We start from the raw sequence: 13,023 nt of genomic DNA on the forward strand, positions 1-13,023 counted from the left end.
CCAGGGCGGTGAAGATATCAAAGACCCGTTTTCCGGTAAATCGCAATGCGGCTCCGCTTAAGTGAACAGCATTGCGGCAGTGCCGGGCTTTTTGCTGCGGGAGTCAGCACATCACAGGATGATGTCGCGTACCACGCTGTCCTTGCGATCCAGGAAGTGGATCGACTTGATGCGACGGCATGAGAGTTCGCGACTTGCCGCCACCGCCATCCTCCTGCTTACAGGATGATGTCGCGTACCACGCTGTCCTTGCGATCCAGGAAGTGGATCGACTTGATGCGACGGCATGAGAATACGTGACTTGCCGCCACCGCCATCCCCCTGCTTACAGGATGATGTCGCGTACCACGCTGTCCTTGCGATCCAGGAAGTGGATCGACTTGATACGACGGATGGTGCGCGATTTACCGCGGATCAGCAGGGTCTCGGTGGTCGCCATAACGCCGTCGCTGGTGATCCCTTCCAGCAGATCACCCTTGGTGATGCCGGTGGCCGAGAAGATGACGTTGTCATTCTTGGCCAGATCTTCGAGCTTGAGCACCTTGCTCACGTCGATGCCCAGCTCCTCGCAGCGCGCGATCTCCTGTTCACCCAGGGCGCGAACCTCGGGGCTGTCACCCTTGACCTGGTGGCGGGGGATCAGGCGAGCCTGCATGTCGCCGTCCAGGGCGCGGATCACCGCGGCGGAGATCACCCCTTCCGGCGCGCCACCGATGCCGTAGAGCATGTCCACTTCGCTGTCCGGCAGACAGGTGAGGATGGAAGCGGCCACGTCGCCGTCGGGAATGGCGAACACCCGCACTCCCAGGCCCTGCATCTCCTTGATCGCCTTGTCATGACGCGGCTTGGCCAGGGTGATGACGGTCAGACGGGAGAGGGGCTTGCCGAGCGCCTTGGCCACGGCCTTGAGGTTCAGCTCCAGGGCCTGATCGAGATCGATGGCGCCTCTCGCCTTGGGGCCCACGATCAGCTTTTCCATGTACATGTCGGGGGCCTTGAGGAAGGATCCCTTGTCGCCCACCGCCAGCACGGCCAGAGCATTGGCCTGACCCATGGCAGTCATGCGGGTCCCCTCGATGGGGTCGACCGCGATGTCCACGGCGTCGCCCTGACCCGTGCCCACCTTCTCGCCGATGTAGAGCATGGGGGCTTCGTCGATCTCCCCTTCGCCGATCACAATCTCGCCATCGATCTGGATCTGATTGAGGATGTGACGCATGGCCGCCACGGCCGCGCCATCGGCGATATTCTTGTCACCACGTCCGAGCCACTTGTAGCCAGCCAGTGCTGCCGCTTCCGTCACTCGGGAAAATTCGATTGCCAGTTCACGTCTCATCGCATATCCAACCTTAGGAGCTCGAAAACGGGCGGCATTCTACCACAAGGGCAAACCTTTGCGCGTAAAAGTGGCGACCAGCCACATAAATCCCGGTTTTCATCCCGCTGACATGGAACCGACACGGTTTGTTCATTGCACGGTCACCCGACTGTCATCTGTCACTTCTAGCATGGCCCCGTCTTTTAAAACAAAAGCTTGCAACACAAGGGATCATGATGAAAAAGCTGACAGTAGTAGCATTGGCTCTTACCGCCGCCTTCCAGGCTCAAGCCGTTGAAGTGTACAAAAACGAGAGCACCCTGCTCGACCTCTACGGCCGCATCTACGCCGGCCAGTTCTTCGGCGAGAAGAAAGAGCTGGACGCCAACGGTGACATCAAAAACGAATACAGCGACAAGCAGGGGGCCAACCAGTTTGTCCGTCTGGGCGCCAAGGTAGAGAGCGAGATCAACCCGGGTCTCAAGGCGCTGGCCCAGTACGAACTGCAGATGTACATCAACGACAGCGAGAAGACCGTCAGCGAGAACTCCGACAACCTGCGTACCCGTCTGGCGTTCGCCGGTGTCGGCGCCAACTGGGGGACCGTCACCTTCGGTCGCCAGAAGGGGGCTCCTGGCTTCCTGGCGGACTGGACTGATGTCTCTCTCTCCGATGGTTACGGCAACGAGGCACTGGGCGCCAAGACCGACACCTTCGCCACCAACCGCGCCGGCTCCGTGCTGAAGTACTCCGGCCTGTTCAACGGTTTCCAGGTAGATACCAGCTACAAGTTCGATGGCGGTGACACCGAAGAGACCTCCAGCAAGGACAGCGATGCCGCCTACGGTGCCGCCGTGGCCTACACCTTCCCGTTCAACCTCTCCCTGGGGACCGCCTACAACGTGGGCATCCGCGACAAGAGCGGTGAAGAGGATGCCAAGCTGTGGCTGCTCTCCGCCAAGTACGACAACAAGGCCCTCTACGCCGCCCTGAGCTATGCCGACGGCAGCGACTTCCTGGCCACTGGCAAGGATCACACCGGCTGGGAAGGGGCGCTGGGTTACAACTTCGAGAGCGGCTTCGGCCTGATGGCCCTGTGGAACAAGCAGAAGGTGGAGCAGGCTGGCAAGTCTGACTACGACTCCATCGACTACTACACCCTGGGTGCCCAGTACAAGTTCAACAAGAACCTGCGCGTCATCGGCGAGTACCGCATCAACAACCTCGACAGCCATGACAGCGGCAAGCTCAACACCAAGGATGACTTCCAGCTGGCGGCCCGCTACGACTTCTAAGTCGGCAACCACCTGATGACACGGCGCGCAGAGCACTCTGCGCGCCGTTTTTCATTTGGGATGATCGCGTTGTCACTGAGGCTCAGAGCTTCTTCTGCCAGAACATAGCCCGGCCCACCTCGGGATCGAGCTCATAACCCGCAAAGCCGCTGGCGCGATAGGCAGCCTGGGCCACCTTGTTCCCCTCCAGCACCTCCAGGGTCAGCTTGCAGCAACCGAGCTCCCGGGCGAGCCGCTCCGCCTCCGCCAACAGCTGCTTGCCGATGCCCTGGCCGCGATGGGCAGGGTGCACCGCCACGTCGTGGATATTGAGCAGCGGCTGACAGGCGAAGGTCGAAAAACCCTCGAAGCAGGTGGCAACGCCAGCGGGCTCCCCATCGACCCAGGCCAGCAGCACATGAGCACCGGGTCGCGCGGCCAGGGCGTCGGCCAGATTCGCCTTCACCTCGTCCGCCAGTGCACTGCCGCCCCCCATCTCGTCCCTGGCGTATTCGTCCAGCATCGCGATCAGCGCCTCGCCGTGGCGAGGGTTGTGCAGATCCGCCCTGATGATCTCAACCATGTTTCTCTCCCTGTGTGTGCCGGATGGTGCGCCAAGGCGCGAGGCTACCATGGTAGCGTCCTCTCCGAACCGAACCAAGGTTCCCCCGGCCTTTTCCCCGAGGTTCCAGCCCCCTCAGTGCCTGCCGCCAATGATCTCTTTTCCTTGCATCTTCTCCTTGCAAGGCAAATGAAAATCAATATCATTAGCAACCTCTCGCGATGAGAGAAATCAATAATTACAAATAAATCAACAAGTTCAGGCCGATTGGTCGACAAAGAGTCACACCCAGATGAACCATTCCCCCCCCCCCCCCCCGCGCGCCTTGCTGGGCGTCGCCTTGCTGGCGGTTTGCACCAGCCCCCGTGCCGAAGACGAAACCCTGACCGTGGTCGGCAAACGCAGCCAACATGAAGAGGTCGCCACCGCGACCCGCACCGCCACCCCGGCCAAGCTGGTGCCCCAGAGCATCGAGAGCGTCAAGGCAAGCGAGCTGACCGCCTTCGGCCAGCCCACCCTGAGTGAAGCCCTGACCGGCATCCCCGGCGTCAACGCCAGCGGCGACACCCGCTTTGACGGCGTCACCATCCGCGGTTTCAGCGCCAGCAACGACTTCTACCTCGACGGCCTGCGCGACGACATGCAATACACCCGCGACCTTGGCAACATCGAACGGGTCGAAGTGCTCAAGGGCCCCGCCGCCGTGCTCTACGGCCGTGGCAGCACGGGCGGCATCGTCAACCGGGTCAGCAAGGTTCCCCAGAAGGGGCAGGCCTCCAGCGTCAGCGCCCAGGTCGGCAGCTTCGACAGTCGACGCTTCGCCGCCGACCTCAACGGCGAGGCAGGAGAGCGGGTACAGGTACGCCTGAACCTGGCCCAGGAAGACAAAGACAGCTTTCGCGACGACGTGACCAGCAAGCGCACCCTGCTGGCTCCCTCCGTCAACTGGGAGATCACCGACACCCTGAACTGGCTGGTGCAATACGAGCGCAACGAGCACGATCGCACCCCGGATCGCGGCATTCCCGGCGTCGATGGTCGCCCGGCGGATGTCCCCATCGAGAGCGTCTACAGCGACACACGCCGCGACTTCATCGACGATGTGGCCCAGTCCACCCGCTCCCGCTTCACCTGGGACATCAACTATCAGTGGCAACTGCGCCAGCAGCTCGGCTACACCACCCTCGACAGCCAGTTCGACAATACCTATGTCACCAGCGTCAAGGGTGACAAGGTGACCCGCGCCCGCTGGCAGCAGGATCTCAAGGCCAGCAGCCTCACCAGCAACACCGAGGCGGAAGGCCAGCTGCAAACCGGCCCCATCGCCCATCGTCTGCTGGTGGGTCTGGAGCAGGGCTGGCAGGATCGCACCCCCAAGCTCTACCAGAACGCCAACCCGATCCCGGCAGGCAACCTCTATGATCCGGGCTCCCTGCCCACCTACGACGGCGCCATGAAACTCTCCAGCGACGCCCATCACAGAGTGCGCGGTGTCGGCCTCTATGTGCAGGATCAGCTCAGCCTGGGCGACTGGCACCTGCTGGCAGGCCTGCGCCGCGACGACTTCACCGTCACCAGCCGCCGCAACGACCTCGACAAGGAAGAGACCCTCTCGGTCACCAGCCTGAGTCCGCGCCTGGGCCTGGTGTGGAACCCCATCGAGGAGCATGCCTTCTACACCTCCTACAGCAAGACCTTCACCCCGGTGGGCGGTGAGCTTATCGGCATCACCCCGGGGGACAAGAACAACAACCTGGATCCCCAGCACACCCGGCTCTATGAAGGGGGCGTGAAGAGCGACTGGCTGAACGGCCGCCTCGCCACCACCTTCTCTCTCTACCGGCTGGAGATGTACAACAAACGCAGCAAGGATCCGCTGGATCCCACCCGGGTGATCCTCACCGGTCTACAGCGCACCGACGGCATCGAGCTGAGCGCCCGTGCCCAGCTGACCGACGAGATCTATCTGCGCGGCGGCGTCGCCATCCAGGATGCCGAGCAGGTCAAGGCAGACGCGGACCTGCAAGGCAAGCGGCCGATGAACGTCTCCCGCCAGAACGGCCAGCTGTTCGCCGGCTACCAGAGCGGCAAGCAGGGCTGGTTCGGCGAGACTGGGGTGACGGCGGTGGGGGATCGCTTCGCCGACAACGCCAACACCACCACCTTGCCCGGTTACGCCCGCTTCGACGCCCGTGCCGGCTATCGCTGGCCCCAGTGGGAAGCCCAGCTGAGCGTGGAGAACCTGACCGATCACGACTACTTCGTCAGCGCCACCAGCGCGGCCCAGATCATGCCGGGCACGCCCCGTCAGCTGCACCTGACCGCCGCCTACCGCTTCTGATCCTCCCTGTTTACCGACCCCTCTGGCCAGCGTTCGCTGGCCAGATTGTTATGAAGCACCGAACGATGACACGCAGAAAACTTCCCCTGCACAACAACAAGTGGGTGCGCCGCATCCACGCCTGGGCCGGCTTTGCCACCCTCACCCTGATGCTGCTCTACGGCCTCACCGGCCTCTGGCTGCAACACAGGGCCGTGCTGCCCCTGCCCGGTCCCCACACCGCCAAATCGAGCGAAGAGATAGTACTGAGCACGCCGCTGGCCAGCCCGGATGAATTGAAAGCCCTGCTGCAACAGCGTTATGCAGACATGTTCGAGGAGGGGCGACCCCAGATCACCCCGCCCCAGACCCTGCCCACACCATCCGGCTCTCTCACCCTGCCGGCCCGCTGGGAGCTGCGCGGCGTCACCCTCAGCCAGAGCGTGGCCGCCAGCTATGTGGAAGGCACTCTGCTGGTGCGCACCGAGCTGCAGCAAGCCAACTTCGCTGCCAGCCTCAACCGGCTGCACCGTGGCATGGGCACCGGCCTGCCCTGGCAACTGGTGGGAGATCTGGCGGCCCTGGCCATGCTGCTGCTGGCCCTCACCAGCCTGCTGATGTGGAACAAGCTGCACGGCCCCGCCAGTCGCGGCATCGCCCTGCTGCTGCTGGGCGCCCTGGTCACCGTGCTGGTGGCCCTGCTCTAGCCCTTTTACCGACACCAAAACGGGATCCTGCTCCCGGCGGCGGTAACCTTGCCCGCACCTCGGGTAACAAAGGGTAACCGGCCGCCGATGGGGGTCACAGTTGGCGACCAGGCGGCTGGATAGGGAACGCCTGCGGCTGATAGGGTGCGCCCAGCTCCCGAACGCCGCGAGGAATCATGCGCATCTCCAGCATCGAATGCGGGCGAGTGGTGGCCATCCTGGCCGTGATGACTATCCATCTCTCCCCTTTCAGCAACCCCTTCGACCCCGCCCTGTGGGACGGCACGCCCTACCCTCTGGTCGGGGCCGTCATCAACCAGCTCTGCCGCTTCGCGGTGCCGCTGTTCTTCCTGTGCGCCGGTTACTTCTTGCAACCCGCCCTCGCCGCGGGCCACCCGCTGACGGTCGCACTGCGCTACTGCCGACCCCTGCTGGGGCTCTGGCTGGCGTGGAGCCTGCTCTACGTGCTGATACCGTTCAACCCGCTCGCGGCGGTGAGCGAGGGCTACCTGCCCGCCATGGCAGGCCAGTGGCAGATGCAGCTCGGGGATCATCTCAACGTCTGGTGGGTGGGCGGCATGATCCACCTCTGGTTCCTGCCCGCCCTGATGGTGGCGGTGCTGATCCTGGGGCTCTGCCAGCAGGCCCGCCTGCCGAGGCTGGCCCTGCTGCTGGGGGCCCTGCTCTACGCCCTGGCCCTGATCGGTGGCTCCTATGGCCCGCTGCTGCCGGGGGGCGAGTGGGCCCTGCTGACCCGCAACGGCCCCTTCTTCTCCTTGCTGTTCGTGGCTCTCGGCGCCGAGCTGCGCCTGCGTGCCTGGCAGCCGGACGCCAGGCGCTGCGCCCTGATGATGATGGCGGGGATGGGGCTCTACGCCCTGGAGGCCACAGGGCTGCTGCGCGCTGCCGCCGTCCCCCTCGCTCGTCACGATTTCCTGCTGGGTTCGCTCCCCTGGGCGCTGGGGCTGTTCGGCCTGTTGCTGGCCAACCCCGCATGGGGCAAAGGCTGCTGGCTGGAGCGCCAGGCCCCCAAGGTGCTCGGCCTCTACTGTCTGCACATGATGCTGGTGGTGTGGCTGATGATCTTCGGCCCCCAGGGCAAACAGGTGTGGTGGGAACTCCTCAAGGTACCCGCGCTGCTGGCGCTCACTCTGCTCGGCTACCGACTGCTGGCGGCCACCGCCCTCAGCCGCTGGTTGCTGCGGGCTCGCTAGAAACAGGACCCTGACCAGCCAGCAGATCAACGTGGTTCAGCGCAAAATCGTGCATCTGCTGAAGCAGGGGGATCAGGGCGACGCCAAGAGGGCTCAGGCTGTACTCCACCCTGGGCGGTACGTCGGGGTAGAGGGTGCGGATGATGACACCGTCGCTCTCCAGCTCCTTGAGCTGGGCGGTGAGCACCTTCTGGCTCACCTCGGGCAGGCAGCGGCGCAGGTCGCCAAAGCGCAGGGTCTGTTCGCGCAGATGAAACAGAATGGCCGGCTTCCATTTGCCGGTCAGCAGGCGCAATACCTGATAGGCGGGACAGGGCAGTGAGGGCACGGTATGGCTCGCGAGTGGTTACTTTGCGGTAACTATGCCACGAAAATGTGCCTTCTTGCAGCCAAGATGCCGGCTTCCTATGATGCGGATTCCGTCAATCAACGCCCACGAGAGGTTTATCATGCCCAGCCTGCTGCAGATCCATTTCAACTTCCCCGCCCAGATGATGGGACCGGCCCTCACTGCTGCGGCCATGCCGCTGGCCGACTCCATCACCCGGGAGCCGGGCTTCATCTCCAAGATCTGGACCGAGAACTCGCGCACCGGCGAGGCGGGCGGCATCTATCTGTTCGAGGATGAGGGGAGCGCCCTCGCCTACGCCACCATGCATGAGCAGCGGGTGCTCGCCATGGGCGCCAGCGCGGTGCAGTACAAGGTGTTCGACGTCAACGAGCCCCTGAGTCGCCTCACCAAGGGCATCGCCTAGTCCGAGCGGGGCTCAGAACCTCAGGGTCAAGCCGATATTGGCCTGCCACTGGGTGATCAGCTCCCCCCTCACCCGAAAGGCGCAGATCTCGGGGTTGCAGAGAAACTGGCTGTCGTCGTTGACCAGGGCACCATAACCGCGCACCTCGGCCCGCACAGCCAGATGTTCGGTCAGGCGCGGCTGCACCCCGAGGGCCAGGGACATGGAAGGGGCCGTCTCGCTGTCGTAGGCATCGAAGCGGGTGACCCCGATCCCGGCACCGATATAGGGGGCCATCAGGTTGTCCGAGAGAGTCAGGGCCCCGGCAAACTGCAGGGTGTCCACCGTCAGCCTGTCGGGCAGTTCGGGGGACACCCGGGTCGACTGGTGGCTGTAGAGCAGCTCCACCATGCCGGGGTCATCCACCTCCCTGCTGATGAAGAGCCCCCAGCTGCCGGAGCGCTCCCCTTGCAGGGTGTCGATGTCGCTCCCGTGCGGCGTGGGGGCCGGCTCGTCCATGGCCCGAAAGTCGATGGCCGAGCTGTATCCCGCAAAGGGAGTCAGCTGCCAGCCCGTCGCCGGGGGCTCGGCTGCCCAGCCCGCCAGGGGCAGCAGCAGCCCCGGCACCATCCACATCGCTCCTCTCATGTGCTCATCCTTTGGTGAAAAGACCTGCGCAAAGCATATCAGAGCGCCCGTCTCTCACACTGGACGGGGGCTGTACCAGCCCCATTGCCCCGCTCCCGATGGAAAAATCTGTGCTCCCCGGGGTTATTCATCCGGGATTAACCTCGGCCCCGTAAGCTGGCGGCGCCACAGCGGTGGCATCAACAGACGAGGATCTCAGGAATGGTTGCCGCGCAACTCAACGACCCCCAAAGCACGCTCTCCGATACCCTGAGGGCCACCGCCCACGCCATCGAGGAGAGCCACATCAGCCTGCGCCAGATGCTGGCCCTGGTGGGCGAGCAGGGCATGCTGCTATTTTGCGTGCTGCTCACGGTTCCCTTCCTGCTGCCGGTTTCCATTCCCGGCGTCAGCACCCCCTTTGGCCTGCTGATCCTCTTCATCGGCATCGGCATTACCCTCAACCGGGTGCCCTGGCTGCCCGCCTTCCTGATGGAGCGCCGCTTCGCCGCCGAGCACCTCAAGCCGACCCTGCACAAGGGGGCGGATCTGCTGGCCCGCATCGACCGCTTCATCCGCCCGCGCCTGCTCATCCTGACCGGCAGCGTGACCATCAACCGCTGCAACGGCCTGCTCATCATGCTGGCCGCCCTGCTGCTGATGCTGCCGCTCGGCGCCATTCCCTTCACCAACGCCATGCCCGCCTGGGCCATCCTGCTGCTGGCCATCGGCATGTTGCAGCGGGACGGTCTCTTCGTCGCCCTCGGCTATGCTCTGGTCGCCGCCACCCTGGTCTGGTTCAGCGCCCTGGCCATCGGCCTGCTGATGGCGGGGCAGAATATCTCGACCCTGTTCGGCTGATCTGACCCGGCCAAATGAAAGAAGGCGACCCCGGGTCGCCCTCTTTCCTGTTCACTGCGCCCCTCAGGGCGCCCCATCGTGGGCCACCCGGTTGCGCCCGCCCCGCTTGGCCCGATAGAGCCACTCGTCCACCCGGGCCAGCACGGTGCCAAGATCCTCTCCCGGCCGGATCAGGGTGGTGCCCAGACTCACGGTCACGGGGGCGGGATCCGGCGCCATGGCCGCCACTGCGGCGCGGATCCGCTCCGCCACCTTCAGCAATATCCCCTCGTCGATCTGCGGCAGCAGGATCAGAAACTCCTCGCCACCGCTGCGCACGAAGAGATCCTCCCCCCGCAACTGGGCGGAGACGCACTCGCAGACCCGGCACAAGACCTTGTCACCGGTCTGGTGGCCGAAGCGATCGTTGATCTGCTTGAAGTGATCGAGATCCAGCATGATGAGGCCGGTGAGATGCTGCCCCTGCACCTTATGGTGATACTGGTCGAAGAAGAAGTGGCGGTTGTAGAGGCCGGTGAGCTGATCCGTCTCCCCGAGCCGCTTGAGCCGCTGTTGCAGCTCGTGCTGGCGGGTGATGCTGCGGGTCATCCAGGCCACCGCCCGCTTCCCCTCATATAAAGAGGGCAAGGGCGCTATCTTGCCCTCGAAACGCTGCATTCCCTGGGGCCCGGCGTCGGCGTCGATGCCGTCCACCTCGGCGGGGGAGAGGTCATACTCCACCACCTGCACCTGGCCGCTGGCGAGGGCCTGAGCCACCTGCGCCATCACCCACTGCGCCTTGTCCTCGGGCAGTACGTCCAGCAGTTGTCTGCCGATCAGCGGGTTGCCGTTCTGGTAGGACTGCTGCTCCATCCCGCCGATGTACTCGATGTAGTAGCCATCTTCGCTGAGGATGAAAACGGGATCCGGCAACTGGGCCATCACTTCGTAGAGTTGTGCCACTGAGAGCGCCATCCGAGCTCCTTGCTATCCGTGGGAGTGGGTCCCTGTACTCCTGTTATACAAGACTCATGGAGTATCGCACAGGGGCAGAAAGCTGCCTGCCGGGCGTGAAGGATGCGGTCGGTGACGTGCTCACCGGACAAGCCTCCGGCAAAGTGAATGGTAGCAATCGGGGATGCTGTCAGAACCAGAGCTGTCAGACAGTCAGGAAGGTTTTTTTGCCTTCAGGCAGTGCGACATGCCAACCCCTGTGACGTCAGGGACGCCACAGGGGTATTCCCGCCCCCGGACAAGGGGGGCAGGGCCGGATCCCGGTCAAGCGGGATCCGGCCAACCGGCATCAGCGGGCAGCGGATCGACTGGCGTTCCAGAGCAGTTCGCCGCTCTTGAGATCCATCAGGCTCATGGCGAGCCGGTAGCGGCCCCCTTCAGAGAGGAGATCCCCGTAGAGCATGTAACCCGCCCCGGTCTGGCGACCCAGACGCACCAGGGAGGCGGGGTTCATGCCCCCCTGCTGGTATTCGAGCTGACCCGTGATGGCCGCCACCTGGCCCGGGTCTGCGAAACGAAAGCCGCTATTGGCCTGAATGCGCTGGATCATGGCCACCGCCAGGGGCTGGGTGCTGAAGGGCTCACCTGTACCGTTCTGGGGCGCCATCAGCAGCAGTACCGGGCTGCTGCCCGCCAGCGCCTGCACATCGGCGGCCTTAAGGAAGTCATCGGCCAGGGCGACCGCCAGCCCCGTCGGTGCCACGGGTTTGGGGGCAGGCACCGGCTCGGCCTTGTCAGGCTCGGCCACGGGTTTCTCTGGTTTGGTCACCGGCTTGTCCGGCTCGCCGACCGGCGCAGGCGTCCCCCCATAGGGATTGACCGCACATCCGCCCAGCAGCAGGGCACCCACCATCAACAAGGAACGCAGCTTCATCTTTTCTCTCCGCCAGAAGTGTGCAAGGCGCACTTCGTCCATCATCCATTTTGACGGAGCCAGACTCCGCCGCCCCTCCATGCTAGAGACAAACCCGCCCCGGGTCGATGCGCACATGGGCAGGGGGCGACAGAGACTGGCGAACAGACAGTGCCAGAGAATGCCTCGAATCAAATGAGGCCTGAGCGCAACACCGCCGTTGTGACCATATTGCGCTACTGAATAGCGAAGAACACCAGGTGATAGAGAGAGGCGGCGATCAACCCACCAACACCTACCCAAGGGATATACCTTCCCTTGTCGAAGGGAAAAATGGCTTCACCAAACAAGATGGCGGCGTAGGACAAGACCGGCAGATATTGCCCCAGACGCCCTTGATGGATGGAGCTACCGACGAGATCAGAAGGAAAAAGGTAATAGAGGGCAAGATACAGGAGCATCAAGAATGACCCACATACAAAACGCCTCTCTGCAAAGCGCCCCCAACCCGACAAGAGGTAGCTACCTGCAACAAGCCCAACAACCAATAACATCATGATCAATGCCTATCTCTTCATGCTCGGCATCACGCGACACAGGGCGATATGACTCTCATTTTTCAGCTTTTAATTTGATCATCGGTTGCATAAATGATATCCAATTTGGCCTCATTCATGTCCGATAAAGCAGGAGAGTATCATGGGGATAGCTACATGTCCGATCAAAGGACTGACATTGAGCTCCCGTTCAATCGATGCCCTGGAGCAAATGGACCAGCTTGTAGACAGCGCCAATCAACTGGCTGTCGCCGTTTCCGCCACACCGCTTTATACGATTTTCAGCGACCCGAGAAGTGCCAAGGACGTTGCCTACAACATCAGTGATTACGATTGGGAGTTGTATGGCCAGGCGATGGAAGGCATCCCCAATATCCTGCGCCACAAACTGAATCAGGTTGTTGAACCCATGGCATGGTCTTCAGCAGGTAAAGAATCCCAGTTCTGGAAATGTGTCCATGCCTCATACAACAAGTAAATTTGCCCTTCTGCTGCTCTTCGCCTGCCAAGGCGCCATGGCGCTGTCACTGCACGATCTGGACCCGGCATTTGAGCGGTGCGAAGCCATCAAGTCGCAACACGGCACCACTCTGCCCACGAAAAGCGACCCCTTCTGGTCACTGGAGAGGGAACAACAAGTGACCGTGCTTATCTATCTTCATGAGAAAAGCATGGAGCGCTGCACCGCAGCAGAGGTCGATGCGCTGGCGCTCAAAGCGTTCCATCAGGCGGTAGAGGGAGACCGCACCTTTCTCGACACCTTGATCAAGGCGAGGACTACCACCCTGACGCCAGCCCAGCAAACCCAGTTGCAGCAGATGGGGCAGGCGGAGCTGGACAGGCTGGCAGGCATGAAGGAATTTGCTCAGCCATTCTCACTGACCGCTTACCTCAAGCAACTGGGCAGCGCCACGCCCTGACAAGAGAAGCGGGAATTCAGATAATAAGTGCGACACTCATGGATGAATGGCGAGAGGTGGCCAACTGCTGATTGGTGGTACCC

At 62.9% G+C, this 13,023-nt stretch carries 15 protein-coding genes; 8 read left to right on the top strand and 7 right to left on the bottom strand.

Features of this window, described 5'->3' with window-relative positions:
• Positions 1–325: 325 nt before the first annotated feature.
• Positions 326–1,336 carry a class II fructose-bisphosphatase gene (gene glpX / locus PG887_RS20165; protein WP_039040467.1) on the bottom strand — a complete coding sequence of 337 codons (1,011 nt, stop codon included), beginning with the start codon at positions 1,334–1,336 and terminating at the stop codon, positions 326–328.
• 218 nt (positions 1,337–1,554) lie between these two features.
• Between glpX and PG887_RS20170 the strand changes: the two genes are divergently transcribed.
• Entirely contained in the window at positions 1,555–2,613 is a 1,059-nt protein-coding gene (locus tag PG887_RS20170; RefSeq protein ID WP_029313567.1) for a porin, read from the top strand.
• A gap of 82 nt (positions 2,614–2,695) precedes the next feature.
• Here the strand turns inward: PG887_RS20170 and PG887_RS20175 are convergent, their stop codons facing one another.
• Positions 2,696–3,175, bottom strand: coding sequence for a GNAT family N-acetyltransferase (locus PG887_RS20175; protein ID WP_128341675.1), 480 nt, complete (start codon positions 3,173–3,175; stop codon positions 2,696–2,698).
• A 271-nt stretch (positions 3,176–3,446) separates the two neighbouring features.
• Between PG887_RS20175 and PG887_RS20180 the strand changes: the two genes are divergently transcribed.
• The 3 genes from PG887_RS20180 (at position 3,447) to PG887_RS20190 (ending at position 7,395) form a co-directional block, all read left to right on the top strand.
• Positions 3,447–5,495 (top strand): TonB-dependent receptor, encoded by a 2,049-nt coding sequence (locus tag PG887_RS20180; protein ID WP_270822749.1) that lies wholly within the window; start codon positions 3,447–3,449, stop codon positions 5,493–5,495.
• Positions 5,496–5,560: 65 nt separating this feature from the next.
• The gene (locus PG887_RS20185) at positions 5,561–6,181 is read left to right on the top strand and encodes a PepSY-associated TM helix domain-containing protein (protein WP_270822750.1); all 621 of its coding nucleotides are present in this window, start codon (positions 5,561–5,563) and stop codon (positions 6,179–6,181) included.
• A 176-nt stretch (positions 6,182–6,357) separates the two neighbouring features.
• Complete coding sequence (locus PG887_RS20190; protein WP_270822751.1) at positions 6,358–7,395, top strand: acyltransferase; 1,038 nt, start codon at positions 6,358–6,360, stop codon at positions 7,393–7,395.
• Here PG887_RS20190 and PG887_RS20195 read toward each other — a convergent pair.
• Complete coding sequence (locus PG887_RS20195) at positions 7,367–7,723, bottom strand: winged helix-turn-helix transcriptional regulator (protein ID WP_042015355.1); 357 nt, start codon at positions 7,721–7,723, stop codon at positions 7,367–7,369. The genes PG887_RS20190 and PG887_RS20195 overlap by 29 nt on opposite strands.
• Before the next feature lie 121 nt (positions 7,724–7,844).
• On the opposite strand from PG887_RS20195, the gene PG887_RS20200 reads away from it, so the two are divergent.
• Entirely contained in the window at positions 7,845–8,150 is a 306-nt protein-coding gene (locus PG887_RS20200) for a monooxygenase (protein WP_270822753.1), read from the top strand.
• 12 nt (positions 8,151–8,162) lie between these two features.
• Here PG887_RS20200 and PG887_RS20205 read toward each other — a convergent pair whose 3' ends face one another.
• Positions 8,163–8,777 (bottom strand): outer membrane beta-barrel protein, encoded by a 615-nt coding sequence (locus PG887_RS20205; protein WP_270822755.1) that lies wholly within the window; start codon positions 8,775–8,777, stop codon positions 8,163–8,165.
• Between the two features lie 201 nt (positions 8,778–8,978).
• Between PG887_RS20205 and PG887_RS20210 the strand changes: the two genes are divergently transcribed.
• Entirely contained in the window at positions 8,979–9,617 is a 639-nt protein-coding gene (locus PG887_RS20210) for an exopolysaccharide biosynthesis protein (RefSeq protein WP_010672675.1), read from the top strand.
• Positions 9,618–9,680: 63 nt separating this feature from the next.
• On the opposite strand, the gene PG887_RS20215 is transcribed toward PG887_RS20210, so the two are convergent.
• The 3 genes from PG887_RS20215 to PG887_RS20225 all read right to left on the bottom strand — a co-directional run bounded on the left by PG887_RS20215 (position 9,681) and on the right by PG887_RS20225 (position 12,020).
• A complete protein-coding gene (locus PG887_RS20215) occupies positions 9,681–10,571 on the bottom strand; it encodes a sensor domain-containing diguanylate cyclase (protein ID WP_270822757.1) in 891 nt (296 codons plus the stop codon).
• 328 nt (positions 10,572–10,899) lie between these two features.
• Positions 10,900–11,484: a hypothetical protein gene (locus PG887_RS20220; RefSeq protein WP_010672673.1), complete on the bottom strand. Its 585-nt coding sequence runs from the start codon at positions 11,482–11,484 to the stop codon at positions 10,900–10,902.
• A 215-nt stretch (positions 11,485–11,699) separates the two neighbouring features.
• Positions 11,700–12,020 carry a hypothetical protein gene (locus PG887_RS20225; protein ID WP_104453191.1) on the bottom strand — a complete coding sequence of 107 codons (321 nt, stop codon included), beginning with the start codon at positions 12,018–12,020 and terminating at the stop codon, positions 11,700–11,702.
• Positions 12,021–12,162: 142 nt separating this feature from the next.
• Between PG887_RS20225 and PG887_RS20230 the strand changes: the two genes are divergently transcribed.
• Together PG887_RS20230 and PG887_RS20235 are read left to right on the top strand one after the other, a co-directional pair.
• Complete coding sequence (locus tag PG887_RS20230) at positions 12,163–12,498, top strand: hypothetical protein (protein ID WP_104451985.1); 336 nt, start codon at positions 12,163–12,165, stop codon at positions 12,496–12,498.
• Entirely contained in the window at positions 12,479–12,940 is a 462-nt protein-coding gene (locus PG887_RS20235; protein ID WP_233759649.1) for a hypothetical protein, read from the top strand. The genes PG887_RS20230 and PG887_RS20235 overlap by 20 nt, the downstream gene beginning before the upstream one ends.
• Positions 12,941–13,023 lie beyond the last annotated feature (83 nt).

Origin of the sequence: Aeromonas sp. QDB14 (genome assembly GCF_027707845.1) — a bacterium.
Classification (GTDB): domain Bacteria; phylum Pseudomonadota; class Gammaproteobacteria; order Enterobacterales; family Aeromonadaceae; genus Aeromonas; species Aeromonas caviae.

Bases quoted from the DNA above. Each gene is read 5' to 3' on its own strand.
- PG887_RS20190 (WP_270822751.1), top strand. From the start codon at position 6,358: ATGCGCATCTCCAGCATCGAATGCGGGCGAGTGGTGGCCATCCTGGCC.
- PG887_RS20205 (WP_270822755.1), bottom strand. From the start codon at position 8,777: ATGAGAGGAGCGATGTGGATGGTGCCGGGGCTGCTGCTGCCCCTGGCG.
- PG887_RS20230 (WP_104451985.1), top strand. From the start codon at position 12,163: ATGGGGATAGCTACATGTCCGATCAAAGGACTGACATTGAGCTCCCGT.
- PG887_RS20185 (WP_270822750.1), top strand. From the start codon at position 5,561: ATGACACGCAGAAAACTTCCCCTGCACAACAACAAGTGGGTGCGCCGC.
- PG887_RS20170 (WP_029313567.1), top strand. From the start codon at position 1,555: ATGAAAAAGCTGACAGTAGTAGCATTGGCTCTTACCGCCGCCTTCCAG.
- PG887_RS20215 (WP_270822757.1), bottom strand. From the start codon at position 10,571: ATGGCGCTCTCAGTGGCACAACTCTACGAAGTGATGGCCCAGTTGCCG.
- PG887_RS20225 (WP_104453191.1), bottom strand. From the start codon at position 12,020: ATGATGTTATTGGTTGTTGGGCTTGTTGCAGGTAGCTACCTCTTGTCG.
- PG887_RS20180 (WP_270822749.1), top strand. From the start codon at position 3,447: ATGAACCATTCCCCCCCCCCCCCCCCGCGCGCCTTGCTGGGCGTCGCC.
- glpX (WP_039040467.1), bottom strand. From the start codon at position 1,336: ATGAGACGTGAACTGGCAATCGAATTTTCCCGAGTGACGGAAGCGGCA.
- PG887_RS20210 (WP_010672675.1), top strand. From the start codon at position 8,979: ATGGTTGCCGCGCAACTCAACGACCCCCAAAGCACGCTCTCCGATACC.
- PG887_RS20220 (WP_010672673.1), bottom strand. From the start codon at position 11,484: ATGAAGCTGCGTTCCTTGTTGATGGTGGGTGCCCTGCTGCTGGGCGGA.
- PG887_RS20175 (WP_128341675.1), bottom strand. From the start codon at position 3,175: ATGGTTGAGATCATCAGGGCGGATCTGCACAACCCTCGCCACGGCGAG.
- PG887_RS20200 (WP_270822753.1), top strand. From the start codon at position 7,845: ATGCCCAGCCTGCTGCAGATCCATTTCAACTTCCCCGCCCAGATGATG.
- PG887_RS20235 (WP_233759649.1), top strand. From the start codon at position 12,479: ATGCCTCATACAACAAGTAAATTTGCCCTTCTGCTGCTCTTCGCCTGC.